This window comes from Nesterenkonia populi, assembly GCF_007994735.1.
GTDB classification, from domain to species: Bacteria; Actinomycetota; Actinomycetes; order Actinomycetales; family Micrococcaceae; genus Nesterenkonia; species Nesterenkonia populi.
In genome coordinates this window covers 2,379,040-2,404,217 of record NZ_VOIL01000001.1, presented here as the reverse complement: position 1 = coordinate 2,404,217, position 25,178 = coordinate 2,379,040, and the positions used below count along the sequence as shown (strand labels likewise).

23 protein-coding genes and 2 tRNA genes are annotated in these 25,178 nt (G+C 68.6%); 8 read left to right on the top strand and 17 right to left on the bottom strand.

Annotation, left to right across the window (positions count from 1 at the left end; translation table 11 throughout):
• Positions 1-3: 3 nt before the first annotated feature.
• The 9 genes from FWJ47_RS12095 to FWJ47_RS11205 form a co-directional block, all read right to left on the bottom strand.
• A complete protein-coding gene (locus FWJ47_RS12095; protein WP_170228567.1) occupies positions 4-1,620 on the bottom strand; it encodes a DUF2339 domain-containing protein in 1,617 nt (538 codons plus the stop codon).
• Positions 1,621-1,894: 274 nt separating this feature from the next.
• Positions 1,895-2,941 carry a pseudouridine synthase gene (locus FWJ47_RS11240; protein WP_246126284.1) on the bottom strand — a complete coding sequence of 349 codons (1,047 nt, stop codon included), beginning with the start codon at positions 2,939-2,941 and terminating at the stop codon, positions 1,895-1,897.
• On the bottom strand, positions 2,938-3,471 hold the full coding sequence (locus FWJ47_RS11235; protein WP_147108279.1) for a VOC family protein: 534 nt from the start codon (positions 3,469-3,471) through the stop codon (positions 2,938-2,940). The genes FWJ47_RS11240 and FWJ47_RS11235 overlap by 4 nt, the downstream gene beginning before the upstream one ends.
• 129 nt (positions 3,472-3,600) lie before the next feature.
• Complete coding sequence (locus FWJ47_RS11230; RefSeq protein WP_147108276.1) at positions 3,601-8,187, bottom strand: ATP-dependent helicase; 4,587 nt, start codon at positions 8,185-8,187, stop codon at positions 3,601-3,603.
• 33 nt (positions 8,188-8,220) lie between these two features.
• Positions 8,221-8,895, bottom strand: coding sequence for an NADPH-dependent F420 reductase (locus FWJ47_RS11225; RefSeq protein WP_147108273.1), 675 nt, complete (start codon positions 8,893-8,895; stop codon positions 8,221-8,223).
• Positions 8,888-9,346: a 23S rRNA (pseudouridine(1915)-N(3))-methyltransferase RlmH gene (locus FWJ47_RS11220; RefSeq protein ID WP_147108270.1), complete on the bottom strand. Its 459-nt coding sequence runs from the start codon at positions 9,344-9,346 to the stop codon at positions 8,888-8,890. The genes FWJ47_RS11225 and FWJ47_RS11220 overlap by 8 nt, the downstream gene beginning before the upstream one ends.
• A gap of 77 nt (positions 9,347-9,423) precedes the next feature.
• A tRNA-Ser gene (locus tag FWJ47_RS11215) sits at positions 9,424-9,509 on the bottom strand.
• 95 nt (positions 9,510-9,604) lie between these two features.
• Entirely contained in the window at positions 9,605-10,162 is a 558-nt protein-coding gene (locus FWJ47_RS11210) for an adenine phosphoribosyltransferase (protein WP_147108266.1), read from the bottom strand.
• Between the two features lie 11 nt (positions 10,163-10,173).
• Positions 10,174-10,644, bottom strand: coding sequence for a nucleoside deaminase (locus FWJ47_RS11205; RefSeq protein ID WP_211359005.1), 471 nt, complete (start codon positions 10,642-10,644; stop codon positions 10,174-10,176).
• Between the two features lie 48 nt (positions 10,645-10,692).
• On the opposite strand from FWJ47_RS11205, the gene upp reads away from it, so the two are divergent.
• The 3 genes from upp to FWJ47_RS11190 all read left to right on the top strand — a co-directional run bounded on the left by upp (position 10,693) and on the right by FWJ47_RS11190 (position 12,899).
• Positions 10,693-11,328 carry a uracil phosphoribosyltransferase gene (gene upp / locus FWJ47_RS11200; RefSeq protein ID WP_147108263.1) on the top strand — a complete coding sequence of 212 codons (636 nt, stop codon included), beginning with the start codon at positions 10,693-10,695 and terminating at the stop codon, positions 11,326-11,328.
• Between the two features lie 149 nt (positions 11,329-11,477).
• On the top strand, positions 11,478-12,284 hold the full coding sequence (locus FWJ47_RS11195) for a winged helix-turn-helix domain-containing protein (protein ID WP_147108260.1): 807 nt from the start codon (positions 11,478-11,480) through the stop codon (positions 12,282-12,284).
• 105 nt (positions 12,285-12,389) lie between these two features.
• On the top strand, positions 12,390-12,899 hold the full coding sequence (locus FWJ47_RS11190; protein WP_147108257.1) for a SixA phosphatase family protein: 510 nt from the start codon (positions 12,390-12,392) through the stop codon (positions 12,897-12,899).
• A gap of 210 nt (positions 12,900-13,109) precedes the next feature.
• Here FWJ47_RS11190 and FWJ47_RS12165 read toward each other — a convergent pair whose 3' ends face one another.
• Positions 13,110-13,556 carry a Fic family protein gene (locus FWJ47_RS12165; RefSeq protein ID WP_211359004.1) on the bottom strand — a complete coding sequence of 149 codons (447 nt, stop codon included), beginning with the start codon at positions 13,554-13,556 and terminating at the stop codon, positions 13,110-13,112.
• A 6-nt stretch (positions 13,557-13,562) separates the two neighbouring features.
• A complete protein-coding gene (locus FWJ47_RS12460) occupies positions 13,563-14,285 on the bottom strand; it encodes a Fic family protein (RefSeq protein WP_425466010.1) in 723 nt (240 codons plus the stop codon).
• A 309-nt stretch (positions 14,286-14,594) separates the two neighbouring features.
• On the opposite strand from FWJ47_RS12460, the gene FWJ47_RS11180 reads away from it, so the two are divergent.
• Complete coding sequence (locus FWJ47_RS11180) at positions 14,595-14,858, top strand: site-specific integrase (protein ID WP_147108254.1); 264 nt, start codon at positions 14,595-14,597, stop codon at positions 14,856-14,858.
• 26 nt (positions 14,859-14,884) lie between these two features.
• Here the strand turns inward: FWJ47_RS11180 and FWJ47_RS11175 are convergent.
• A tRNA-Arg gene (locus tag FWJ47_RS11175) sits at positions 14,885-14,961 on the bottom strand.
• Between the two features lie 309 nt (positions 14,962-15,270).
• Between FWJ47_RS11175 and FWJ47_RS11170 the strand changes: the two genes are divergently transcribed.
• The 4 genes from FWJ47_RS11170 to FWJ47_RS11155 all read left to right on the top strand — a co-directional run bounded on the left by FWJ47_RS11170 (position 15,271) and on the right by FWJ47_RS11155 (position 21,011).
• Entirely contained in the window at positions 15,271-17,118 is a 1,848-nt protein-coding gene (locus FWJ47_RS11170) for a phosphoenolpyruvate carboxykinase (GTP) (protein ID WP_246126282.1), read from the top strand.
• A gap of 98 nt (positions 17,119-17,216) precedes the next feature.
• Entirely contained in the window at positions 17,217-18,341 is a 1,125-nt protein-coding gene (locus FWJ47_RS11165) for a CdaR family transcriptional regulator (RefSeq protein WP_170228566.1), read from the top strand.
• Positions 18,342-18,427: 86 nt separating this feature from the next.
• Positions 18,428-19,609: a glycerate kinase gene (locus FWJ47_RS11160; protein WP_147108248.1), complete on the top strand. Its 1,182-nt coding sequence runs from the start codon at positions 18,428-18,430 to the stop codon at positions 19,607-19,609.
• 40 nt (positions 19,610-19,649) lie between these two features.
• Positions 19,650-21,011: a GntP family permease gene (locus tag FWJ47_RS11155; protein ID WP_147108245.1), complete on the top strand. Its 1,362-nt coding sequence runs from the start codon at positions 19,650-19,652 to the stop codon at positions 21,009-21,011.
• Here the strand turns inward: FWJ47_RS11155 and FWJ47_RS11150 are convergent.
• From FWJ47_RS11150 to ureB, 5 genes are read right to left on the bottom strand one after another with little or no spacing between them, the layout of a single operon-like run.
• Entirely contained in the window at positions 20,992-21,723 is a 732-nt protein-coding gene (locus tag FWJ47_RS11150) for an urease accessory protein UreD (protein WP_147108242.1), read from the bottom strand. The genes FWJ47_RS11155 and FWJ47_RS11150 overlap by 20 nt on opposite strands.
• The gene (gene ureG / locus FWJ47_RS11145; protein WP_246126281.1) at positions 21,704-22,441 is read right to left on the bottom strand and encodes an urease accessory protein UreG; all 738 of its coding nucleotides are present in this window, start codon (positions 22,439-22,441) and stop codon (positions 21,704-21,706) included. The genes FWJ47_RS11150 and ureG overlap by 20 nt, the downstream gene beginning before the upstream one ends.
• On the bottom strand, positions 22,434-23,138 hold the full coding sequence (locus FWJ47_RS11140; protein ID WP_147108236.1) for an urease accessory protein UreF: 705 nt from the start codon (positions 23,136-23,138) through the stop codon (positions 22,434-22,436). Before FWJ47_RS11140 ends, ureG begins: the two co-directional genes overlap by 8 nt.
• Positions 23,138-24,841, bottom strand: a complete 1,704-nt coding sequence (locus FWJ47_RS11135; RefSeq protein WP_147108233.1) for an urease subunit alpha — start codon at positions 24,839-24,841, stop codon at positions 23,138-23,140. The genes FWJ47_RS11140 and FWJ47_RS11135 overlap by 1 nt, the downstream gene beginning before the upstream one ends.
• Positions 24,841-25,176, bottom strand: coding sequence for an urease subunit beta (gene ureB / locus FWJ47_RS11130; RefSeq protein WP_147108230.1), 336 nt, complete (start codon positions 25,174-25,176; stop codon positions 24,841-24,843). Before ureB ends, FWJ47_RS11135 begins: the two co-directional genes overlap by 1 nt.
• Positions 25,177-25,178: the final 2 nt, after the last annotated feature.

Sequence of the window (25,178 nt, the reverse complement as noted above, 5' to 3'; positions counted from 1 at the left end):
GGGCTAAATGATGTCCTCGAGCGGTCTGCCCATGGCGGCGCGGCGTTCGGCGTGGTTGATGCGGTGACGGCGCGACTGGGTGGCGAGGATGACGATGAACGCGCTGATGGCTGCGCCCACCGCTACCCAGGCGCTGGTGGCTTCGCCGAGCACCCGCGGGAACACCAGCCACATCATGCCCCAGGACAGGGCCAGGGCAATGGTGATGCGGCCGCGCTCGGTCATCGAGTAGAAGGCCGCCGTCCATACGCACAGGAACAGGCCGATGAGGGCCCACAGGCTCGCTGGGATCCCTGGAATGTCCCAGCCCCAGGAGGTCAGCCGCACCGAGAGCGCGGAGCCGGCCTGCACCAGGGCGAAGCCGAAGAAGATGCCGACAGCTTCATCGGTGAGCCGGCGTTCGAGGTCGTTGCGGGCGGTGTGCTGATTCAGCTGCCGGATGGCCTCCAGCAGCGGGGGCACCAGCGCCAGGGAGAGCAGGGCGGCGACAGTGATCCACTGGTAGTGGAGGGAAAGGGTCAGCGGCGTCATGAGCAGTCCGGTGCCGGCCACCAGCCAGCCGGAGCGGCGCTGGCGGGGCGTGGACTCCTGGGACGGCTTCCACTGGAAGATCGCGTGAGCGACCAGCCCCACGGTGATCACCGGCCATATCCAGTACCAGGACTCGTCGGGGGAGAGGAGCGCCAGGTCGCCGTCATACCAGGTCTCCCTGAGCTGACTGCCGAGGATCCCGCTGCTGCCGGGGGTGAAGAGCCCGAACATCCACAGCGCGGAGAACACGGCAGAGAAGGCGCCCACGCTCACAGCGATCCGACGGTAGAAGTCCCACTTGTCCGGCTCCGGGTCAGGGTCCCGGGACGGCAGGTTGTAGGGCGGGATGTAGGTGTAGAGGTCTTCCTCATCATCGGCGAACTCGTAGCGCGGCGGCTCCTGGTACGCGGAGGTGGCGGCCTCGATGGCTGCCGCCTTCTGGGCGATGACGCTGCGCTGCCGCTGCTCGTCCAGGGCGCGGCGCACCCGCGGAGGCGGTGAGGGGCGGGTGGTGACCTCACCGGGCGCCGGAGGCAGGGTCGTGGGCACATTGGCCTCCTGCGGGGGTGGGATCTCCGAGGAGGTGTCGTCGTCCGGGGCATCGGGCTCGGGCTGCTCAGCCTCCGGGGCATCGGGCTCCCGGTAGGCGGGGATGACCTGGGTGGCGTCATCGAGATTCTCCCAGGGCAAGCCGGTCTGCGGAGCGGCAGCGGGCGCCGGGGCGGCGGGCACCTCGGGCTCGGCTTCGGCCCGCCGGGCCTCCTCACGGGCGCGCTGCTTGGCCTGGCGACGGGTGCGACGGCCGCTCCACCACGTTTTCAGCCGCTGGTCGATGCTGTCGAAGAAGTCCGGCTTCCCGGAGCTGCCGGACCCGGTGCTCGGAGTGGGGTCCGCCGGGGGGTCGGCCGCCAGCACGACATCATCCTCGTCGGGTCCCTGTGCCGAGTCCTTCTCGCCGGGGGCGCCGACGTCGCGCACGCCCTCACCAGGAGTGAAGGAGTAGCGTCTCACTGTGCTGGTCCCGTCCTCCTGAGGCTCCTGCTCGGCGGCCGCGGCGGGCGCAGAGTCCTCGGACGACGTCTCGGTCAAGGTGGAGCCTCCCCTGGGGGTGAAATTCAGAACGAAGGTTGTTGTGCTGCAGTCGCAGTCGGCTGACGATCGTTCCACTCGAACCTGAGCGGAACCCCGATGCCGTCCGGTTCGGACCACTGCGATGAGGACCCCACAAGCGTACCCACCCGGGCGCCCGTCACAGTGCTTGTCCACGGGGGGTGGACGGCAGTTGTTCCCGTAATGTGACCAAGCCCGGCACCCATAACGGCCAGGTCAACGAGTCCGCCGTCAGGGGGTGTCCATCCTTCCCTCAGGTGTGTGCCCGCTCCGGCGCCGCCGGCTCCTCTGCGAGTGCCCGGCGCGAGGAGAAGCTCCTGGCCTCACCTGTGAGCGGGTCGAGGAAGCCGATGGTGCGGGCGAGCAGCTGCAGGGGCGCGTCGAAGTCATCCGGGGCGTCGTCCCAAAGGTCCGGGTAGAACCGGTCGTGCATGATTCCCGCGCCCAGCATCGCCATGTGGATGCGCAGCTGGTGGGTCTTGCCCGTGTGCGGGGTCAGCCGGAAATGCCCGACGTCGGCTCCCTGCGGGTTCCTGCCGGCACGGAGCAGCTCAACCCGGCTGGAGGAGTTGGCCCCCGGGGGCTGCGCGGCGCGACGTCGCCGGCCGGGCGCCTCGTCCAGGCGGCGTCCGGATCGGCGCACCTCGTAGGGGATGCGCTCACTGACGACGATCCCCTTGGTCTTCTCGATGCGGCTGCGGACGGTCAGCGGGAACCGGGAGGCCATCGCGGCGGGGCTGATTCCGGACGGCAGGGCGGAGACGCACTCGTAGGTCTTGCTGACCGCGCGGCGTTCGAACAGCAGCTGGTAGGCGCCGCGGGTCTCCGGACGTTTGGACAGCAGCACGACGCCCGCGGTGCCGCGGTCCAGCCGGTGGATGGGGATGAGCTCGTCGTAGCCGAGCCGGCTGCGCAGCCGCACCAGCAGCGACTCCTGCACGTACCGGCCGGCGGGGGTGGTGGGGAGGAAGTGCGGCTTGTCGACGACGAGCAGGTCCTCGTCCTCATGGAGGATCTCCTCGGTCACCGGCAGCGGGTCCTCCGTGGGCAGGGACCGGTAGTACCAGATGAACTCAGCCGCGCCGAGGGGAGTGGAGGGGGTCAGCGGGATGCCCTCGACGTCGACGACCTCCCCGGCGTCGAACCGTGCGGTGATTCCGTCCGCGTCCAGGTGTCCGAAGGCTTCCAGCACGTAGGCGTGCACCGTGGGCCAGGGGCCGGTGAGGGGAACGCGCAGCCGGGTGGCGTTGACGCCGTTGCGGACCGGAAGCGGGGAGCGCCGCAGGTTGGGCCGGCTCACTCCCAGCGGGGTGACTGAATGGGGGAGGCGGCCTCGACGGAGTCCGGCGCGGGTTCGCCCGCGTTGGAGGGCAGCACGACCTGCCAGGTCACCCCGAAGGTGTCCTTGACCCAGGCGTAGTTCTTCGCGAAGTCGTAGTCGCCCGGCTCCATCAGGTACTCGCCGTCTGCGGAGAGGTTGTGGACGATCCGGTCGAAGTCCTCGTCGCTGTCCACGACCACGGACAGGGAGATCGAGGGGGTGAAGCCGAAGGCGTGCTTGACCAGGGAGTCCTGCAGCATCAGCACCTGCCCGCCGATCCGCAGCTGGGAGGTGGCCACCAGGGTCGGGAGCCTGTCCACCACAGTCTCAAGGTCCGCGGTGTCCTCGGCGCGGGGGTTCTCGGCCTTCTGGGCGAGATCCTGGACCTCTGTTCCCTCCGGGTGGTGCACGACCTCCAGCAGCTCGACGTCGGGGAAGGTCTGGAGGTAGAGGTCGATGGCCTCCTGGGCGCGGCCCTGGAACATCAGGAACGGAAGGCAGAAAATCACGGGTCAAGTATATCGCCTAGGCGGACCGTCTCCGTCCAGGTCAGCGCGGATCGCAGCGGCTTCAGGCGTGAGGGCTGACACCCATGCGGCCGGCCGAGAGCTGCGCGGAGCCTCCCCGCCAGCAGGGCGTCACAGCCGCAGGCCTCTGGGGGTGCTGTCGAAGCCGGCCTCGCGCAGCAGCTGTCCGAATGGGTGGGTGAGGACCGGCTCCCCGTTGACCTTCTCCACCGAGAGGCGGGAGCTGGACGCGCGGCGCAGCGCGGCGACGAGCGCCTCCGCGACAGGGGCAGCCTGATCGGGTTCGATGTAGAGCAGCACCGTCTTGCCGCCGCGTTCCATGTAGAGGGCGAGGTCCCCGCGGTGCAGCACGACGACGGCGCCCGCCTTCCGTCCGGGTCGGGCCTTCACGTCCTCCAGAGCGGGCCAGTCGAGGGCTGCCCCGTAGGGGTTGGCGGGGTCCGCGGCGGCCAGGGCGACCACGTCGCTGATCCGCTGATCCTCGAGTGCTTCTCCGATGTCGCGGAGCCGGTCGACGGTGGCGGAGGAGGTGAACTGGGCGGCGCCGAGGCGCTCGACGAAGTATCCGCGGCGGACCTGTCCCGCCTCTTCCGCGCCGGCGAGCACCTTGTACACGCCGGCGAACCCGCCCGGGACGTCCTCCGAGGCCGCAGATCCGCGGGTGAGCACCCCGTAGCGGTCCAGCAGGATCTCTGCCCTGGCGTGAGCGGCCGCTGTGGCCCCCGCCGCATCCTGCTGCTCGGGGCGGGGAGTGATCGACCAACGCCCGCCGGATGTGCCCGGGCCGGTGCTGCCGCCGCGGTCCCGCTGGGCCTCCGCGGCGCGCCGCAGCGCCATTCGGCGGGAGGCGTGCCGCGTTCGGGGCGCGGCGGGCCTGCGCTTATGCGCCGTGCTGCCGCCGGCCAGCCGGGCCCGCACCGGGGCGAAGCCGTCCGGGGTCACCTGCCCTGTCCAGAACAGCTCCCACAGCGCCTCCTGCACCGCAGCTGCTGAGGTCTCCAGGGAGGCGGCGATGGCCTCGGGGAACCAGGCGCCGCCGCGGTCCAGCATCTCCAGCACCTGCTGCTGCAGCTCGGTGGGGCCGGTGCCCTCACGCCGCAGGTCGAGTGCTTCGGCGTCATCGGCCGGGGTGAAGCTGACCCAGCCGTCGTGTCCGGCGAGCTCCCCGCGACCGGTCGCCAGCACCTCCCCGGCGCCCAGCAGCTCATCCAGCATGCTGGGCGCATAGTCGCGCACCCGGGCGGGCAGGATGAAGGTCTCCCATGCGCTTGCCGGGGCGGGGTAGCCGGCCAGCTGGGCGAGCACCTCAGCCAGCCCGGAGGTGCCTTCTGTCTGGGTGCCGGGTGCCACGGACTGCCATTCGGCCAGGAGCTGCGCGTAGGCGGCGGTCGGCACCGGCTCCACGGCTGAGCGGAGTGCGGCGAGGGAACGACGACGGATGCGCCCCAGCATCTCTGTCTCACAGTATTCGCGGTCGGCTGCGACGCTGCGGTCCGGGGTGAATAGGCCCTCGACCATCCGCCCCTGTTCGGTGAGCCGGTCGAGGGTCTGCTGGACGGCTGCCGTGGGCAGGCCGAGCTCGCCCGCGGCCTCCTCCACGGCGAAGGGCCCGTGGCTGCGCCCGTAGCGGGAGACCAGGTCACCCAGGGGATCCTCGACGGGGTCCAGGAAGACCTGCTGGATCCCCTGAGGCAGGGGGAGCCCGAGACCGTCGCGCAGGCGGGCGGCATCCTCTGCGGCGGCGAACCGCTCCTCGCCGTGCCAGTGCACCCGGAAGGCGCGCTGGGCGGAGACGAGCTCCTCTGCCCACCGGCGCGCCTGCTGCTCTGCAGCGGGAGCGTCCTCGTGCGGCGAGGCATCTTCGGCCGGTGCTGCGCTGCCGGGGCGCTTCAGCCGGGCCGCCATCTGTTCGGCACTGAGCGGACCCAGCAGGCGCAGGAGATCGGCCGCCCCTTCGGCGTCTCCGCGCAGGCGGCGGGAGGGGGAGAGCCGCTGGGCGTAGTCCTGGGATTCGGCGATGATCGCGGCGTCGAGGAATTCGCGCAGCTCGACCCGGCCCAGCAGCTCTTTGAGCAGCCGGGGATCCACGCTCAGGGCGGCGGCACGGCGTTCGGCCAGCGGGGAGTCGCCTTCGTAGAGGTATTGGGCGATGTAGCCGAACAGGAGGCTCTGCGCGAAGGGCGACGGCGACTGGGTGGTGGTCTCCACGAGCCGAACCTTCCTCTGGTTCAGGCGGCGCGTGAGGCTGTCCAGGGCAGGAAGGTCGTAGACGTCCTGGAGCACCTCCCGCATCGTTTCGACGATCAGCGGGAAGTCGGAGTAGCCGGCGGCCACCTCCAGCAGCTGGGAGGCCCGCTGCCGCTGCTGCCAGAGCGGGGTCCGCTGGGTGGGGTTCTGCCGGGGCAGCAGCAGCGCGCGCGAGGAGGTCTCCCGGAATCGGGCGGCGAAGAGCGCGGAGTTGGACACCTGGGAGGTGACGAGCTCATCCAGCTCCTCCGGCTCGAAGGTGAACAGCTCCGCACCGGGCGGACTCTCGTCCATCATCGGCACCCGGAGCACGAGCCCGTCGTCGGCGGCGAAGGCGGCCCCGTCCAGCCCGTACCGCTCGGTGAGCCGGGCGCCCACCGCCAGGGCCCAGGGGGCGTGGACCTGCATTCCGTAGGGCGAGTGGAGGATGATCCGCCAGTCGCCGAGCTCGTCGGTGGTCCGCTCGATGACCAGCGTGGTGTCGGTGGGAACTGCTCCGGCGGCGCCCTGCTGGTCCTCCAGGTACCGGGTGAGGTTCTCCCGGGCCCAGGCATCCAGCCCCAGGGCATCCAGCCGGCGGGCGATCTTCTCCCCGCCGGAGCGGACCTGCCGGATGAACTCGCCCATCGCCTGGCCCAGCTCAGCGGGCCGGCCGATCCCGTCGCCGTGCCAGAACGGCAGGTTGGCCGGCTGCCCGAAGGCCGGGGAGACCATCACCCGGTCGAAGGTGATCTCCTCGATCCGCCAGCTCGTGGCGCCCAGCGCGAAGACGTCCCCCACCCGGGACTCGTAGACCATCTCCTCGTCGAGCTCGCCCACTCGGCGTCCCCCGGTCCGCGAGTCCTCCTGGCCCACGAGGTAGACCCCGAAGAGTCCGCGGTCAGGGATGGTGCCCCCCGAGGTGACGGCCAGCCGCTGGGCCCCGGGCCGTCCGGCGAGGGTGCCGGCGTCGCGGTCCCACACCAGCCGGGGTCTCAGCTCCGCGAAGCGGTCGGAGGGGTAGCGGCCGGCCAGCAGATCCAGGGTGGCCTCATAGGCCGACCGCGGCAGGGCGGCGAAGGGCGCGCTGCGGCGCAGCAGCTGGTACCAGGCCTCCACATCCAGGGTGTCCATCGCCGCGGCGGCCACCGTCTGCTGGGCGAGGATGTCCAGCGGGCTGCGGGGGACTCTCAGCGCCTCGATGCGTCCGGAGAGCATCCGGTCCACGACGACGGCGGTGCTCACCAGGTCGCCCCGGTGCTTGGGGAAGAACCATCCGACCGAGACCTCGCCGACCTGGTGGCCGGCCCGCCCGAGCCGCTGCAGGCCTGCGGAGACCGCATGCGGGGCCTCCACCTGAATGACCAGGTCCACCGTGCCCATGTCGATCCCCAGCTCCAGGGAGCTGGTGGCCACTACGCAGCGCAGCCGGCCTGACTTGAGGTCTTCCTCGATGAGGGAGCGCTGGTCTTTGGACACCGAGCCGTGGTGCGCCTTCGCCAGCGGCGGGGGCTCCCCGCCGTCAGCGGGGTCGGGCTGCTTCTCGGCCCAGATCTCGTTGATCCGGCCGGTGAGCTTCTCCGCCAGGCGCCGGGAATTGACGAACACGATGGTGGAGCGGTTCTGGCTGATCAGCTCCACCACCCGGTGCTCCACGTGCGGCCAGATGGACGGCTGCAGCGGCTGCCCGCCGTCCTCCCCGCCGCCCGAGGCAGCCTCCGGGGATGACATATCCGAGACCGGCACGGAGACAGTGATGTCCCACCGCTTCTCCGCGGGCGGGGCAACCACGTCCACGGGCTGGGCACCGCCCAGGAACCGGGCCACCTCCGCCTTGGGCTCCACCGTGGCGGACAGCCCGATCCGCTGAGCGGGCGCGGCAGGTCCGTCCTCCTGCTGCCGCCGCAGCTCATCCAGCCGCTCCAGCGACACCGCCAGATGCGCGCCGCGCTTAGTGCCGGCCAGAGCGTGGATCTCGTCCACAATGATGGTCTCCACCCCGGCGAGGGTCTCCCGGGCGCGGGAGGTCAGCATCAGATACAGCGACTCCGGGGTGGTGATCAGGATCTCCGGGGGGCGCCGCAGCAGATCCCGCCGCTGCTTGGAAGTGGTGTCCCCGGTGCGCACCCCCACGCTGATCTCCCGGGCCGGCTCACCCAGCCGTTCGGCGGTGTGCCGGATTCCCACCAGCGGGGAGCGCAGATTCCGCTCGATATCCACGCCGAGCGCCTTGAGCGGAGAGATGTAGAGCACGCGAGTCTGTCCCGATGCGGTGCTCTGCTCCCGCATCAGCCGGTCGATGCTCCAGAGGAACGCCGAGAGGGTCTTGCCGGACCCGGTAGGGGCGATCACCAGCGCGTTCCGGCCCGCAGCGACGGAGCCCCAGGCCCCCTCCTGCGCGGCGGTCGCAGACCCGAAGGACGCGCCGAACCAGGTCTGCGTCGCCTCCGAGAACTGCTCCAGCGCTGTCATGGGCTCCACCTTATGAGCACGCTCGGACAACCCCTATGCCAGGTGCCGGAGGATGTCCTCGCGGCGCAGGGGCCGGTTGAACAGCGGGCCGTCCGGGTCCATCAGGCCGCTGACGGCGAGGGAGCCGATGGAGACCGGATCGAACCCCATCCGCACCAGCAGCCCCATGGCTCGGGCGCGGGCCTGGTCGTCGTCGGCCGCAAGGGCGAGCGCTCGCCGTTGGGCCGTCGGCAGGTCCGGCTGCGCGGCGTCCTGAAGCTCGTGGTGGGAGATGTGGTTGAGCGCCTTGACCACGGTGCTGCGCCGGAAATGCCCTGCGATCGCCTGGCTGGTGGGCAGCTGCTCGTCGATGGCGGCCTGCAGCCACCCGGGCAGCAGCTCGTCGTGCCAGGTGTTGGTCGCGTCGATCAGCACGGTGCCGGCCGTGGTCTCCGGGTCGACCTCGTCCAGGTCCTCGTGCGGCACGGCGAGCACGACGACGCCGGGCCCGCTGACACGGGTGCGTTCGGCGATCATCTCCGGCCGGACGGGGTTCGCGCCGGGCGCGTAGATCTTCAGGTGGTGCTGCAGGGCTTTGGGCGGCCGGGTGGAGCAGATGTCCACGTCGATTCCTGCGGCGAGGAGGGTCCGGGCGATAGCGGTGCCGGCCCGGCCCGCACCGAGGATGCCGACCACGGGCCTGCTGCCGGCGTCGGCTGTCTCACTCATGGTGGTAGGGCCTTCCGGCGGAGATCTCCTGGGCCCGGTACACCTGTTCGATGAGGATGAGACGGACGAGCTGGTGGGGGAACACGAGTCTGGACAGCGACCAGGTGAGGTCGGCGCGCTGGTGAAGCTCATCGCTGACCCCGTAGGCCCCGCCGATGATGATCACCACGCTCTTGCCGGTGTCGAACTGCTTCTGCAGGGCGGAGGCGAGCTGAGGGGAGGTGAGGCTGGTGCCGCGCTCATCGAGGAGGATCACATGATCCTGCGGCTTGAGGGTCTTGAGGATCCGCTCGGACTCCTCCTGCCGGGCGGCGTCGCCTTCGCGCTGGGAGTGGGGGAGGAGCTTCCACCCGACGTCGTAGTGCCTGCGCGTTCGCTGGGAGTAGCGCTGGATGCCGGGCAGCACCCAGTCCTCGTGCTTCTTTCCGATCGCCACTGCGGTGATGCTCATGTGCTCCTCTCCTCCGTCAGGGGATGCATCTGCGGCCCCGATCCTCAGGAGGGTTTCGGGGCCGCAGGACGGGAGAGCGGTGCGGGTGGGATTTGAACCCACGGTAGGGGTTGCCTACACGACATTTCGAGTGTCGCACCTTCGGCCGCTCGGACACCGCACCTGGTGACTGCCTGCGGGCAGTGCCTGTCCACTATAGGCGTTGAGGCGGCTGCGCCTCAACGCAGGGCCTCGGCGGGCATGCAGCCGAAGCGCAGCTCAGCAGTGGAAGAGGGTGTGGACCTCACCGGCGGTCTGCGGTCCGTTGAGCGCATCCACCTGCATGACGACGCCGGCGCCGACCGACTGCGCTCCGAGGTCGCTGACCAGCTGCCTGCACGCGGCGATGGTGCCGCCGGTGGCGAGCACGTCGTCGACGATGAGCACCCGGTCCTCACTCGTCAGCACATCGGGTGCCTCGATGGCGGCGGTGCCGTACTCGAGGGAGTACTCGACCTTCGCGGCGGGGGCGGGCAGCTTGCCCTCCTTGCGGATGGTCAGCACCCCTGCGGGGTGGCCCCGCTCGGCGCAGATGCCCGCCATCACTCCGGCGAGCAGGAATCCGCGAGCTTCGATGCCGGCGAGCTGGGTGAACTGACCGGCGAAGGGGGCAAGGAGCGCTTCGGCGACGGTGCGCAGCCCGGCCGGGTCGGCGAGCACGGGAGTGATGTCCTGGAAGCTGACGCCCGGCTCGGGAAAGTCAGGAATGACGCCGAAGAGCGACTGGGCGTGCTCCAGGCGCTCGGCGCTGGGGGCGGGGAAAATGGTGGATGCCATGGCAGAGGAGCCTAGCTGCGGAAGGTTTCGAAGAAGTCACGCAGCAGCCCGGCGCAGGCTTCCGGGCGGACCCCGGGGATGGTCTCCACCCAGTGGTTCAGCCGAGGCTCCCGCAGCACGTCGAACACGCTGCCGGCCGCCCCCGCCTTCTCGTCCCAGGCGCCGAACACCACGGTGCTGATGCGGGCCTGGGTGATCGCCCCGGCGCACATGGGGCAGGGCTCCAGGGTCACTACCAGCCCGCAGCCGTCCAACCGCCAGCTGCCTGTGGTCCTGGCCGCGGCGCGCAGCGCGTTCATCTCGGCGTGGCCGGCCGGGTCGGCGTCGCGCTCCCGGGTGTTGTGCCCCTCGCCCAGCACCTGGCCGTCGGGCCCGACGACGACGGCGCCCACGGGAACGTCCCCAGCGGCAGGGGCGCGCCGGGCCAGGTCCAGGCAGCGGTCCATCAGCTGGTGCTGCACGGCGGGATCACGCAGGAGCATGCGGCAAGCCTAGTGGGGCTGCCGCTGACCGCTGATAGTTTTAGCTCCATGCAGGTCCATGTTGTGGAGCATCCGCTCATCGCTCATAAGCTCACCCAGCTCCGCCGGACGGAGACCCCATCCCACCAGTTCCGCGACCTCACCAAGGAGCTGGTGATGCTGCTGGCCTATGAGGCCAGCGAATCCCTGCCGACTGAGGGAGTGGAGATCGAGACCCCGGTGACTTCGATGACGGGGACGCGCCTGGCCGGCGCGAAGCCCCTGGTGGTGCCGATCCTTCGAGCAGGCCTGGGCATGCTGGACGGCATGGCTGCGATGATCCCGACCGCTGAGGTCGGCTTCCTGGGGATGGCCCGGGACGAGCAGACCCTGGACATCGTGACCTATGCGGAGCGGCTGCCGAACGACCTGACGGGCCGCCAGGTGTTCGTGCTGGACCCGATGCTGGCGACCGGCGGCACCCTGGCCGCGGCCTTCCACTACCTGAAGGAGGCAGGCGCGGCCCAGATCACTGCGATCTGCCTGCTGGCTGCGCCTGAGGGCATTGAGCGGCTTCAGCAGGAAGCTGGGGACCTGGATGTGGAGCTGTACACCGCCGCGATCGACGAGAAGCTCAACGAGAAGGCCTATATCGTCCCAGGCTTGGGGGATGCTGGAGATAGGCTGTACGGGCTCGCTGAGTAGCCGCTGAGGAGCGGCATCCTGCCGGCCGCGCCCCATGGGGGTCTCATTATTTGGAATCTTCGGAGTTATGTTACTTGCATTCCGTAAATATTACGGGGATGCTGGGATCGCACATCGCCGGTCGCCACCGCCAGAAAGCCTGAGATTCCATGCCCGCATCGCCGAGTTCGAGCCAAAGCCCAGGTTATGTTCATGTGTCTGTGCGGAACGCGGCTCGGCGCGCTGAGGCAGCTCGGCGGATGCGCAGCGGCGCCGGCGGCAACGGAAGGAACGGTGCTTACCAGCCCCGCACGGCCCCCGTGCCGGTCGTGGCCGGCAACGGGCAGGGCACGCCTGCGGTGAATCCGGACGTCGTCGCTCGTGGGTTCGTCATCTACGTGGGCCTGGATGAGGACACCGCCGCGGCTGAGGGCACCTCCCTGCACAAGATCGCCACAGAGCTGCGCGACTACGTGGAGCACATCGCCCCTGAGTCCCAGGTGCACATTGCGATGGCGATGGCCTCTGCTGCCGCCGAGGGCACTGACCTGGAGGTGGTTCGGCAGGCGCTGGGGGACCCGACCGTCGCCAACCGTCCGGCTGAGGCCCCCACCGCCCCGCAGTCCCCTGCGCCGCAGCCGACCACCAGCAACGGTGTGCTCATCGACTTGGCCCGCCGCGAGGTGCGGCTCGACGGGGAGGGGCTGAACCTCACCTACAAAGAGTTTGAGCTGCTGAACTACCTGGTGGACAACTCGACTCGCACGGTCGGCCGCGAGGAGCTGCTGAAGACGCTCTGGCGCAGCATGGACGACGAGCAGATGCCCAATGAGCGCACCATCGATGTTCACATCCGTCGCCTGCGCTCCAAGCTCGGCCGCCTGGCCAATACGGTCCGCACCGTCCGCGGGCAGGGGTACCGGTTCTACGAGCACCCCGAAGTGACCGTCTGGGCCGCCCCTGAATACTCCATCTGAGGCCTGTTCGGGCGATCCGAGGCGCCGCTGCGCCGGGGGTCCTCCATGGCCCTCTTCCGCGTCTTGCTTGCAGCTGGTCCCGCACAGCCCCCAGAATCGTCGTCTATGAAGAAGCTCCTGGTCCTTCGGCACGCTGAGGCGGGTATGAGCTTCACGGGGGAGGACCGCTCCCGGAATCTGACCGCGCACGGCCAGGAGCAGGCGCGCGGGGTGGGGCAGCTGCTCCTGGAGGAAAAGCACTGGCCCGAGGTCACCCTGGTCTCCGACGCGATGCGGACCCGGCAGACGGCGATCTGGATCGGCTCAGTGATGGGGGAGAGGGGGACGACGCCGTACCTGGACTCCCGCCTGTACCTGGGCGACTCCCGCACACTCGGCTCGGTGGTCAACGAGACCCCGGAGACCGCCGAGACCCTGCTGCTGATCGCACACATGCCGGGTGTCCAGGAGCTCAGCATGGAGCTGGCGAGCATGGCCTCGGAGGAGCGGGCTGTGCTCAGCATGGCGGAGCACTGGCCGCCGGGCGGCCTGGCGATCTTCACCTTCGACGGCCCCTGGGCGGAGCTGGACCACCGCAACGCTGACCTCCAAGAGTTCCGCCGCCCTGCTTTCTAAGCGGGGTGAGAAGTGCGGCAACGACAAATGGGCCCTGATCTGAGAGAGCAGCGCCCATTTGTCGTATATGGGTGTGCCCATAGGGATTCGAACCCCAGACTTTCGGTTCCGCAGGTCGAAGCACCTGTTCCGGAGGACATAGGGGCAGCCACCCGCGTCGCGTAATCGCACAAGGTGTTCACTGGTGGGGGCGGGGCGTTTCTGGTTCGTCTACTGCTCTGAGCGCGAAACAAAAACGTCTAGAACCTCAGGAGCGTAGAAGCGCCTCTTGTAAGTCTTTTGTCCTCTCTCGCTCAATATGCCAAGATCAACTAGTTCGCTGACAAGTCTGTTTGCGCGATTGTAGGAGACCCCTAGATGTCGCTGGGCTTGAGGAACGGTAAAAGAGGCGCTTCCTACAGCGAGATCTACTAGGGCATGAGCCGTACCAGACCTTAATGCTGAGTCTCTGATTTTCTCTTTGAGGCTCTCTTGGACCGCCACTAGAGCAAGCATCTGCCGCTTAGTTGAATCCGCAGCCTCCCGGATGCCTTTTGCAAAGAAAGATACGTAAGAGTCCCATGCCCCGGTGGAACTCACATTGAACAATGCGTCGTAATAGTTCCTCCGCCTTGCCTCAAACCACGGCGAGACTGTCAGGGTCGGCTCTTCCAGCACTCCGGCCTACAGTAGGTGCAAAACTATGAGAAACCGACCAAGTCGTCCATTGCCATCCCGGAACGGATGGAGGGATTCGAATTGGTAATGCGCCATGGCGGCCGAAACGACTGGATCAATAGTGCTGGAATGGTCGATGCGTATCCAATCCACGAGATCCCCTACACCTGTTCTCAGGTGATCGCCGGGCGGCGCTGGGACAAAACGTGACGCGAACACAGGGAGCTCTTCCGGCTCCACATCGTCTCGACGTCCAATGACCACGGGTCTATCTCGCAGTCGGCCTGACTGCGACTCAAGAGGTGTAGCGCGCATTAGCACCCCTTGGAGATCCTCTAAGAGGGTCAGAGTCACCGGCATTCCCTTATCGATCCATCCGAACCCCATGTTGGCCATGGCCACGTAGTTGAAAATTTCGATGAGTTCTGGTGTGAGAGTGTCTTCTTCGTCAGCTGTCAGCACTTCAGCAAGAGGCGCGTATGTACCCTCCAGGGCTGACGTACTCTGAGCCTCACGACGTAGAGTCGGCATGCGCAGTAAGCGTGGATTAGGAAGCAGACGAGCCGTGCTATCTAGGGCTGCGAGCGCGGCGCGCGCGTTCGCTATGGTTAAGTAAGTCTGCGGTTTCAGTTCTGGAGACTCGGTCGGAAGCGGTGCCGGCACGAAGGCCTTGTGATGCCACGCTCCTAAGTCAGGATCGTGCCCAGAGATGTCGACTAGAGAGCCCATAGCGCTGTTTGTGAACAGTCCGGTTTGCACAATTTCACTTTATCACCGTAGGGGGAGATTCTTCCCTCGAAATTTCCGCAAGTGTGCCGTAGTGGAAATTTGCCAACCTAATATTCCGCCCTGTCCCGTTCCGGACAAGGCTGCGGACCGGGGGAGCCCTCGGGACGACTGCGAGCGCGGTGGACTTCTACCCATCGTGAAGGGCTTTGGGCTGAAGCAAGACATCTTCACCGGGTCTAAGAGCGGCACGCTCCGGGGAGATAACTGGCGCAACCGTGTCTTCGCTGCAACCCGCGGGTCGTGCACGATATGCGACACGCCTTCGCATCATTGGCGGTGCAGTCCGGCGCGAACATCAAGGCGCTGCAGAACGTAATGGGGCATAAGAGTGCTTCGGTGGGCCTGGACATCTATTCACACCTGTTCGATGGCGACCTGGAAGCACTCGGTGACAGCCTTGGGAGCCTGATCCCAGAGCGGAGGGGCGCGGGAGCGGTTCGTCCCCGAGGGTACTGCGGCCCCTTAGGAAAGATGCACGAAACCCCTGGTCTTCGAGGCTTCTTGCCTGTCTGACCAGGGGTTTCGTTGCTCTAGCAAATTGGTGCGCCCATAGGGATTCGAACCCCAGACCTTCGGTTCCGTAGACCGACGCTCTATCCAGCTGAGCTATAGGCGCATGTCCTTGGACTGTACATCATACTGCCCTGTGGACCTAGAAGAATATACCGGGCTTCAGGTCCCCTCACAAATCGACGTTGTTCAGTGTGAGGATGAGCACAATAATAGCCCTCGTCATGCGCTTGTCACATGCGGAGGCTACAGTTGGAGCAAGCTGTTCATGCTCAGGACTTCTGGGCGGTCGGCGGGCCAACACGGACAAAGACGTTCGTGCGCCGGATCATCCGGGCCCGTGTGCCGCACAGCCCTGGGTGCAGGCAGTCGCCCCAATTGAACACAGCAACCTGTACCCAATGGAGGGAAAACAGTGACCACCGTTGCAACGGCGCCCGGTTCGGCACACTCAGGGGATATCGCAAAGGACGCCCCCACGACTCACAAAGGTCTGCTCAATTTCGTGCAGCAGATCGCTGATCTCACCACACCTGACTCGGTCTGGTGGGTGGACGGCTCCGAGCAGGAGCACCAGAAGCTCACTGACCAGCTGGTCGAGGCGGGCACGCTGACCCGCCTGACCAGCTCTGACTTCCCCAACTCCTTCGCCGCATTCTCCGACCCGGCCGACGTCGCCCGCGTGGAGTCCCGCACCTTCATCTGCTCCGAGGAGGAGCGCGACGCCGGCTTCACGAACAACTGGGTGGACCCCTCCGAGATGCGCGAGACGCTCAGCGGAGTCTTCGAGGGTGCTATGAAGGGCCGCACCATGTACGTGATCCCCTTCGTCATGGGGCACCTGGATTCCGAGGCCCCCAAGTTCGGCGTGGAAGTCACCGACTCCGCCTACGTAGTGGCCAGCATGCGGATCATGGCCCGCATCGGCACCGACGTGCTGCGAAGGATGGAGGAGCTGGACGCGTTCTTCGTCCCCGCCGTCCACTCTGTGGGCGCGCCGCTGGAGCCCGGTCAGGAGGATGTGCCCTGGCCCTGCAATGAGGAGAAGTACATCGTCCACTTCCCGGAGACCCGGGAGATCTGGTCCTACGGCTCCGGCTACGGCGGCAACGCCCTGCTGGGCAAGAAGTGCTACGCACTGCGCATAGCCTCCGCCATGGCCCGGGACGAGGGCTGGCTCGCCGAGCATATGGTCATCCTGAAGCTGACCAGCCCGCAGGGAAAGAGCTACCACCTCTCAGCCGCCTTCCCCTCGGCCTGCGGCAAGACCAACCTGGCGCTCATCGACCCCTCACTGGAGGGCTGGAAGGCCGAGACCCTCGGTGACGACATCACCTGGATCCGCCCCGGCAAGGACGGCGAGTTCCGCGCCATCAACCCCGAGGCCGGCTACTTCGGGGTCGCGCCGGGCACCGGCTGGCACACCAACGCCAACGCCATGCGAGCCATCGCCAAGGGCAACACCATCTTCACCAACTGTGCGCTGACCGACGACGGCGGCGTGTGGTGGGAGGGGATGACCGAAGAGCCGCCGGCCCACCTCACCGATTGGAGAGGCAACGACTGGACCCCCGATGCCGACCGCCCCGCGGCGCACCCCAACGCCCGGTTCTGCACCCCGATCGACCAGACCGACATGCTGGCCGACGAGTACTTCCAGCCCGAGGGAGTGAAGCTCGACGCGATCCTCTTCGGCGGACGCCGGAAGACCACCGTTCCGCTGGTCACTGAGGCCCGCGACTGGAACCACGGCATCTTCTTCGGCGCCACGCTCAGCTCCGAGACCACCGCGGCCCAGGAAGGAGCAGTCGGCAACCTCCGGCGAGACCCGATGGCGATGCTGCCGTTCATCGGCTACGACGCCGGCGACTACCTCAAGCACTGGGTGGAGGTCTCCAGCCAGGCCGAGGAGGACAAGCTGCCCAAGATCTTCCTGGTCAACTGGTTCCGACGCGGCCGCGACGGCAAGATCGCCTGGCCCGGATTCTCCGAGAACACTCGGGTGCTCAAGTGGATCATCGAGCGGATCGAAGGCACCGCTGAGGCGCAGGAGACCGTGGTCGGCTACACCCCCACCAAGAGCTCCATCGACGTCGAGGGCCTGGACATCACCGAGGAGGAGCTCGAGGACTCCATCACGGTGCGACCGGAGGAGTGGAAGGAAGAGATCCCGGATATCGAGGCATGGTTCGACCGCTTCGGCGAATCCCTCCCGGACTCCATCACCGCCGAGCTCGAAGAGCTCAAGAGCCGCGTCGCCTGACACCGGCACCCAGAGATCGGGCCGTCCTTCCTGCCGGGAGGGCGGCCCGACCTCTGCGAGCCCCGGCCGATTCGCCGGAGGCTCATATGATCGATCCCATGCAGACCTCATGGTGGGACGCCGTCAGCCCCAGCGCCGCCAGCGGAGGGCTCGGCCAACGGATTGTTGACGTGCTCGCCCCCGCGGCGGAGCAGAACATCAACCTGATGAACTCCTCCGGGATCATCGTCGCCTCCACCGACCCGGAGCGTATCGGCGCGGAGCACCGTGCCGCCGTCGAAGTGCTCCAGACCGGGCGCCCCGTCATCGTCCGGCACTCCGTGGAAGGCATTCCGGACCGCCCCGGCATCAACCTGCCGCTGACCATCGACGGCCAGCTCACCGGCGTCATCGGAATCACCGGCGATCCCGAGACGGTCGAACCGGTGGCGCAGGTCGTAGTGCTCACCGTGGAGCTCCTCATCGAGCAGGAGCGCGAGCACCGCACCTCCATCGCCGCACGCAGCCGTGCGCGGGAAATCGTCGCCGCCTTGGTCTCCGACGGACAGTCGCTCGCCAAGGTCCACGAGCTCCTGGCCGCCGCAGGCACCGGGAAAGGGCCCTGGTCGCTGGGAGTCTGGGCCGCCGCGGAGCCTCGGCAGGACGGGTCCGCCCAGCCCCCTGAGAGGGCGGAGCAGATGGTGGTGGCCCTCAACGACGGCACCGCCCCCGGTGCTCCCAAGCCCGCCCGCGCCGTGGTGTGGCGCGGACTGCTGTGGGCCGTCTCGGGCTGCGGAGCGCTCGATGAGCGGCTGGGGGGCGAGGATGCCCGCCGCTTGGTGGTCTCCGGCGTGACAGAGCTGGAGACCCTGCGCTCCTGGGCTCAGGACATGGCCGCCCTGGGCAGGTCCGTCCGGCTGCTCAGCGGCCCCGCCGAAGCGGAGCATGTCCCCGCGGAGCTGGCCATCGCTGTGGCGCATCTTCCCCAGCCCACCCGGCTGCGGTTCGCGGGCATCGGCGGGCGCCTCTCTGAGGCGCAGCAGGAGACTGTCCGCCTGGTGGCCAGCACCGGCTCGCTCGCCGAAGCAGCCCGGCGGCTCTACCTCCACCGCAACACGCTGCTCCAGCGGATCAGCCGCATCCGCAGCCTCACCGGACTCGACCTCAAGCGTGCCGACGAAGCCACCCTGCTCAGCCTGGCTGTGATGACCGCTGAGGCCGCTCCGCCCACCACTGATCCCTGATGCACATACTCAGAGGATTATTCGACGCCATATTGTGGACATTCTGACGTGCCGCGGGTCACACCTATTCATCTAGTCTGTGACGCATGCCACCGACGACGATGTCGACCCGACCGCTGCGCGTCGCACTCATCCCTGATTCGTTCAAGGGGAGCGCGACGGCGGCCGAAGCCGCCCAGGCAATGGCTGAGGGCGTCGAACGTGCGACTGAGGCTCACGCCCGGTCCGCGGAGATCAGCGCCCTGCCCTTCGCCGACGGAGGAGAGGGAACCCTCGACGCTATCTGCAGCGCCTGGGGCGTTGAGCCGCGACGGGTGACCGCCACAGATGCCCTCGGCCGTCCCGCCGAGGCCCGCTACGCGGCCTCAATGGTGGACGGAAAGCTCATCGGTCTGATCGAGGCCGCCGAGGCCAACGGCCTCCCCACCGTCAGCGACGTGCCGCTGCAGCCGCAGCAGGCCACCACCTACGGAGTCGGCACCCTCATCAGCGCCGCGCTCGATGCGGGGTGCGAAGAGATCCTGCTCTGCATCGGCGGCTCTGCCACCACTGACGGAGGCGCAGGAATCCTGCAGGCCCTCGGAGCACGTCTGCTGGACAGTGCCGGCCAGGAGATCGGCCAGGGCGGCGGCGCCCTGCAGAGCCTGGCCCGCATCGACACGCAGGATCTGGACCCCCGCGCCTCAGAGGTCCGGTGGCGGATCGCGTGCGACGTCACCAACCCGCTGCTGGGCCCGGACGGTGCGGCATCGGTCTTCGGGCCGCAGAAGGGCGCCACGCCGCAGGACGTGGAAGTCCTCGACGCCGCCCTCACCAACTTCGCCGACCTCCTGTCCGCCGAAGCAGGGCGGGATGTGCGCAGCGAACCGGGCATGGGCGCGGCCGGGGGCATCCCCGCGGCCCTGGTCAGTCTCTTCAGCGCCGAGATCGTGCCGGGGGGAGTGCTGGTGGCAGAGACTCTCGGCGTCCACCGGGTTCTTGAGGAGGCCGACGTCGTCCTCACCGGGGAGGGCCGCCTGGACTCCCAGTCCCTGCACGGCAAAGTCGTCGACACCGTCCGCCGCCTCACCCCGGAGGGCACCCCCGTGTTCGTCATCGCCGGTACGGTCGATGTCCCCGCGGCTGAGCTGCAGCGGACCGGCCTCACCGCAGCCTTCTCCATCGCCAACGGCGCCGAGCCGATCGAGGAGCTCTGCTCCGCCGCCGCCGGCCGCATCGCCCACACCGCTGAGCAGGTCCTGAGGGTCTACCTCAGTGCCCGCCCCTGACCCCGCCCACCAAGAAGACAGAACAAAGGAGTTCTGAGCCATGATTGACCTGCTCATCCTGATTGCCCTGGTGGCCGCCATCGTGCTGGTCACCGCCCGCTGGAAGATCAGCCCGTTCCTCGCCCTGCTGGGCGCGGCGCTGCTGGGGACCTTCCTCTACCGGATCCCCCTGGAGGAGAGCGTCTCCACTGTGACCCAGGCGTTCGGGAACACCTTGGGCAATATCGGCCTGGTGATCATCTTCGGCACCATGATCGGCGTCATCCTGGAGCGCTCCGGGGCAGCGATCGCTATGGCAGACGTGATCATCAAGCTGATCGGCCAGAGGTTCCCCAACCTGACGATGACGCTCATCGGCTACATCGTCTCCATCCCGGTGTTCTGCGACTCCGGCTACGTGATTCTCAACTCCCTGCGGAAGGCCATCACCGCCCGGGCCGGGATCTCCGCGCTGGCCACCTCCACCGCGCTGATGACCGGCCTCTTCGCCACCCACAACCTTGTTCCCCCGACGCCTGGTCCGCTGGCCGCTGCGGAGGAGCTGGATGTCACCAGTGAGCTCGGCCTGATCATCCCGCTGGGCCTGCTGGTCTCCCTGGTCGCAGCGATGGCTGCCCTGCTGTTCGCCTCCCGCCTGTCCCACAAAGAGTTCGCTGCCCTGCCCGCTGAGCGTGAGGACGATATCGAGGTCCAGGACTACGAGGCTCTGCGGGCCTCCTACGGCAAGCTGCCCCACCCGGCGCTCGCCTTCCTGCCGATCGGCCTTCCTCTGGTGCTGATCTGCCTGGGCTCCATCGCCCAGCTGCCCGGCGAGCCCTTCGGGACCGGTGCCTTCACCGACGCTCTGGTCTTCCTGGGCACCCCCGTGATCGCCCTGATCCTTGGTCTGATCGCGGCGGTCTTCCTGGTCTCCGGCGGCGACCGGCTCAAGCGGTTCAACGAGGACATCACTGAAGCGATCCGCGTGGCCGCCCCGATCCTGCTGATCACTGGTGCCGGCGCTGCCTTCGGCGCGGTGCTCAACGCCTCTCCGCTGACCGACTTCCTCGCCGAGAACATCGCTGACCTGGGACTGGGCCTGCTGGTGCCCTTCCTGATCGCAGCGGCGCTGAAGTCGGCGCAGGGCTCCTCGACGGTTGCCATCGTCACCGGCTCGGCGCTGATCGCGCCGCTGCTGAGCTCCCTGGGCCTGGACTCCACCGAAGGCGCAGTGCTGGCGGTGCTCGCCGTCGGCTCGGGCTCGATGATGGTCTCCCACGCCAACGACTCGTTCTTCTGGGTGGTCTCCCAGCTGAGCCGCATTCCGGTGGGAACCGCCTACAAGACCCTCACCACCGCCACGGCGATCCAGGGTGCGACGGCGTTCGCCACCGTCTGGCTCCTCAGCCTGGTGATGCTGTAAGGCGCTCCCGCCACTCGTCCAGACGGGCGGAGAGGGGGGATGTGTGGGTCTCGGCGCCGAGGTGCCGGGCGACTGCGCCCGGCGCGGCGAGGACCAGATCGCCAGCCTGAGTCTCCGGCTCGAAGCCGAGCGCGATCAGCGAGTCCATCACACGGTGCTCGCCAAGCACTCCCGGCTCAGGGGCTGCCGCGTCCGCGGCGAGATTCTCGTACAGGAGATCACCGCCCTCGTCGTAGGCGTGTGTGGTGCTGCGCAGGCGTCCGCCCGTCTCCCGGGCGCGACCCCAGACCAGGGTCTCGCGGACCAGGGCACGGGCGCCCTCGCCCAGCTGGACCTCGGTGCGGCGCAGCACATCAGCTGACTGGGCCACGACGAACGGCAGCCCCTCCCAGACGAGCCGGGCCCCCGCTGCCAGCCGCAGGCTCACGTGCCACTCGGCGGGCGGGCCGGGTTCCTCCGGGCGGCGGCGCGGGTAGGCGACCATCCCACCGATGTCCTCCATATGCAGTGTGCACGCCGGGCCTACCTCCACCTCCAAGTGCACCTGGTCGCCGTCCAGCAGGATCATCTCCGCGGCGGTGACACCCACATGCACCCGGTCGGGCCCCCGAGAGATCAGGCGGGGCGCCAGCTTGCCCACCACCAGCTCGGCCCGTGCACGGGAGGCGTCCCGGCGGACACGGATGCGGGTGTCAGGCGTGGCTGTGGACATACCCGCCCTCGGGGTGCTCCTCGTCCGCGTGGAAATGCGGGGCCATCGGGCCCGGGTCCTGGGGGATGTGCTCCCCGGAGCGGTGCGCGGCCAGCACCGCCAGCACCCAGCGGCGCAGCGCGGCCACCGACTCCTCATCCTGGCGGGAGAGCGCCAGCACCGCGCGTCCTTCACGGGCCTCCTTCGCGTCGGAGACCATCTGCTCAACATCCACCCCCACATACGGGGCGAGGTCCGTCTTGTTGACCACCAGCAGGTCAGCCCGGCCGATCCCGGGACCGCCCTTGCGGGCCACGTCGCCGCCGCCGGCCACATCTAGCACGAAGATCTGGGCATCCACCAGCGCGGGGGAGAAGGTGGCGGTGAGATTGTCTCCGCCGGACTCGATCAGCACCACGTCCAGGGGCGCGAAGTCCCGCTCGATGTCCTCGGCGGCCATCAGGTTCGCCGTCACGTCATCACGGATCGCAGTGTGCGGGCAGGCGCCGGTCTCGATCGGGCGGATCCGCTCCGGGTCCAGGACGCCGGCCGAGCGGAGGAACCTGGCGTCCTCGTCGGTGTAGATGTCATTGGTGATCACGCCCAGGCGCAGCTCCTCACCCAGGGCGCGGCAGACCGAGGCGATGAGCGAGGACTTGCCGGTTCCCACCGGCCCGGCGATGCCCAGGCGAAGGGCCCGGTCCTTGGGGGCAGGGGCGGCGGCAGAAGTGTCAGGCACGGAACAGTCTCCTTGTGGTGTTGGCGTGACGCTCGATCCAGTCTTCCATCTGGGGAGCGGACGAGGCGGGCATGTCATCAGGGGCAGTGAGCCCTGCGACCCCTGGAACCTGGGCCTCCACGGAGGCGCAGGCATCCAGCACCAGGCTCATCGCCTCGGCGGGATCGCCCGGGTCAAGCTTCAGCAGTGCAGCGGCCGCAGCGGCGGCGTCGTCGTAGATCACCAGCCGCACCAGCTCCTCGGCCCCCACCCCGGCGTGGGCGGCGACTGCGCCCATCACCGCCGGGCGGGAGGGCGCAGTCCGGCCCGTCGAAGCTTCCAGCAGCCGGAACGAGGGCCCGTCGGGCCACAGCGACTTGGCCAGGCGCAGCAGCCCGCGCCCCAGCTCCGCGGCGATCTGCCGGGCCGCGCCGCTGGGTGTTCGGGCCGCCCAGGCCCGCTCCGCGCGGGTCAGCGCGGCGGCAGGGTCAGTCTGCTGAATGAGCGCGTGACGCACGACGACGGCGCAGGCCGCGTCGGTCAGCGCCGCGGTTCGGGCCCGGACCAGCATGTAGTCGAGCACCTGACTCCGGGAGAGCCCGCCCATCAGGGCCGGTTCCAGCCCGGAGGATGAGACGTGCCCTCCGGAGGGCAGGCGCGAGTCGGCAAGGAGGAGCCCCACCGTCTGCGCGGCGGGAGAGGACGCAGCTGCGGGCATCAGAACATGCAGTAGAACTGGGCCAGCGGCAGCTTCTCGGCGGGCTGCTGCTCCACCTGCTCACCGTCGATCGAGATCTCGAAGGTGTCCGGCTTCACCTCGATCGTCGGCAGCGCATCGTTGTTCTTCATATCGGTCTTGCCGATCTCACGGGTGGGCTCCAGGGCGCGCACCGCGCGGCGCAGGCCCAGGGACTCCTCCAGCCCGTCCTCCAGCGCGGCGGGTGAGACATAGCTGACCGAGTGGTCCCCGGCGTTGAAATCGGCGAAGGCCGGCCGCTGCAGGATCGGCTGCGGGGTGGGGATCGAGGCGTTCGGGTCGCCGAGGGAGGCCCAGGCGATCGCTCCGCCCTTGATCACGCTGGCGGGCCGGATCCCGAAGAACCGCGGGTCCCACACCGTCAGGTCGGCGAGCTTGCCGACCTCCACGGAGCCGACGTCGTAGTGGATGCCGTGGGCGATCGCCGGATTCACCGTGTACTTGGCCACGTAGCGGCGGGCTCGCTCGTTGTCTGCCGGCAGGCCGCCTCCCAGGGCGCCCAGCCGGTTCTTCATCGTGTGGGCGACCTGCCAGGTGCGGGTGATCACCTCGCCGATGCGGCCCATCGCCTGGGCGTCCGAGGAGGTGATCGACAGTGCGCCCATGTCATGCAGGATGTCCTCGGCGGCGATGGTGGTGCCGCGGATTCGGGACTCAGCGAAGGCGAGGTCCTCCGGCACGCTGGGGGAGAGATGGTGGCACACCATCAGCATGTCCAGATGCTCAGCCACCGTGTTGGTGGTGTGCGGCAGGGTCGGGTTGGTGGACCCGGGGATGATGTGCGGCAGGGAGGCCAGGGTCAGGATGTCAGGGGCGTGACCGCCTCCTGCGCCCTCGATGTGGAAGGCATGGATGGAGCGGCCGTCGATGGCGCGGATCGTGGAGTCCACGTAGCCGGCCTCGTTCAGGGAGTCGGAGTGCAGCGCGACCTGCAGCCCCCACCTCTCCGCGGCGGTCAGCGCGGCATCCACGGCGGCGGGGGTGGAGCCCCAGTCCTCGTGGACCTTGTAGCCGGCCGCCCCGCCGAGCGCCTGCTCGGCGAGCCCGGCCGTGGAGACGGTGTTGCCCTTGCCCAGCAGCAGCACGTTGATGGGGATCGAGTCCAGGGCCCGGTGGATCTTCTCCAGGTGCCAGGGACCAGGCGTGACGGTCGTGGCCTTGGAGCCCTCGGAGGGGCCGGTGCCGCCGCCGACGACGGTGGTGATCCCGGTGGCCAGGGCCTCGTGGAGCTGGGAGGGGGAGAGCAGGTGCACGTGGGAGTCGATGGCGCCGGCGGTCACGATCTTGCCGTCGCCGGCGATGACGTCGGTGCCGGGGCCGATGATCAGCTCCGGGTCGACGCCATCGGCGATGTCCGGGTTGCCGGACTTGCCGATGCCGGCGATCCGGCCGTCGCGGATGCCGATGTCGGCCCGGACCACGCCCCACCAGTCGAGGATGATGGCGTTGGTGATGACGGTGTCCAGGGCGCCCTCGGCCCGGGACGCCCCGCCCTGGGCCATGGACTCGCGGATTGACTTGCCGCCGCCGAACACGGCCTCCTCGCCGCCGACTGTGCGGTCCTCCTCCACCTCGATCCACAGGTCGGTGTCGCCCAGCCGGATCTGATCCCCGGCGGTGGGCCCGTACATGGCGGCGTATGCTTCGCGGTCGATGCTGACCATCAGGCGGCCTCCTCGTTCTTCGTGATCTGCAGCCCGGCAATGTGCTTGCGGCCCCTGATCGCCACGGCGTCGAGCTGCCGGGATGCGCCGGGCTCGAATCGCTGGGATGCCCCGGCGGGGACGTCCAGCCGGAACCCTTCGGCGGCCTCGCGGTCGAACTCCAGGGCAGGGTTGGCCGCGGGCAGATGCAGGTGGGAGCCGATCTGGATGGGCCGGTCCCCGGTGTTGGTGAAGACCAGGGTGATGCGTTCGTCGTCGGCCCGGTCCGCGTTGAGCTCGATGGTGCCCGGCCTGACCCGGACCGCGCCCGGTCCGGAGGAGGATGCGCCTGCCATAG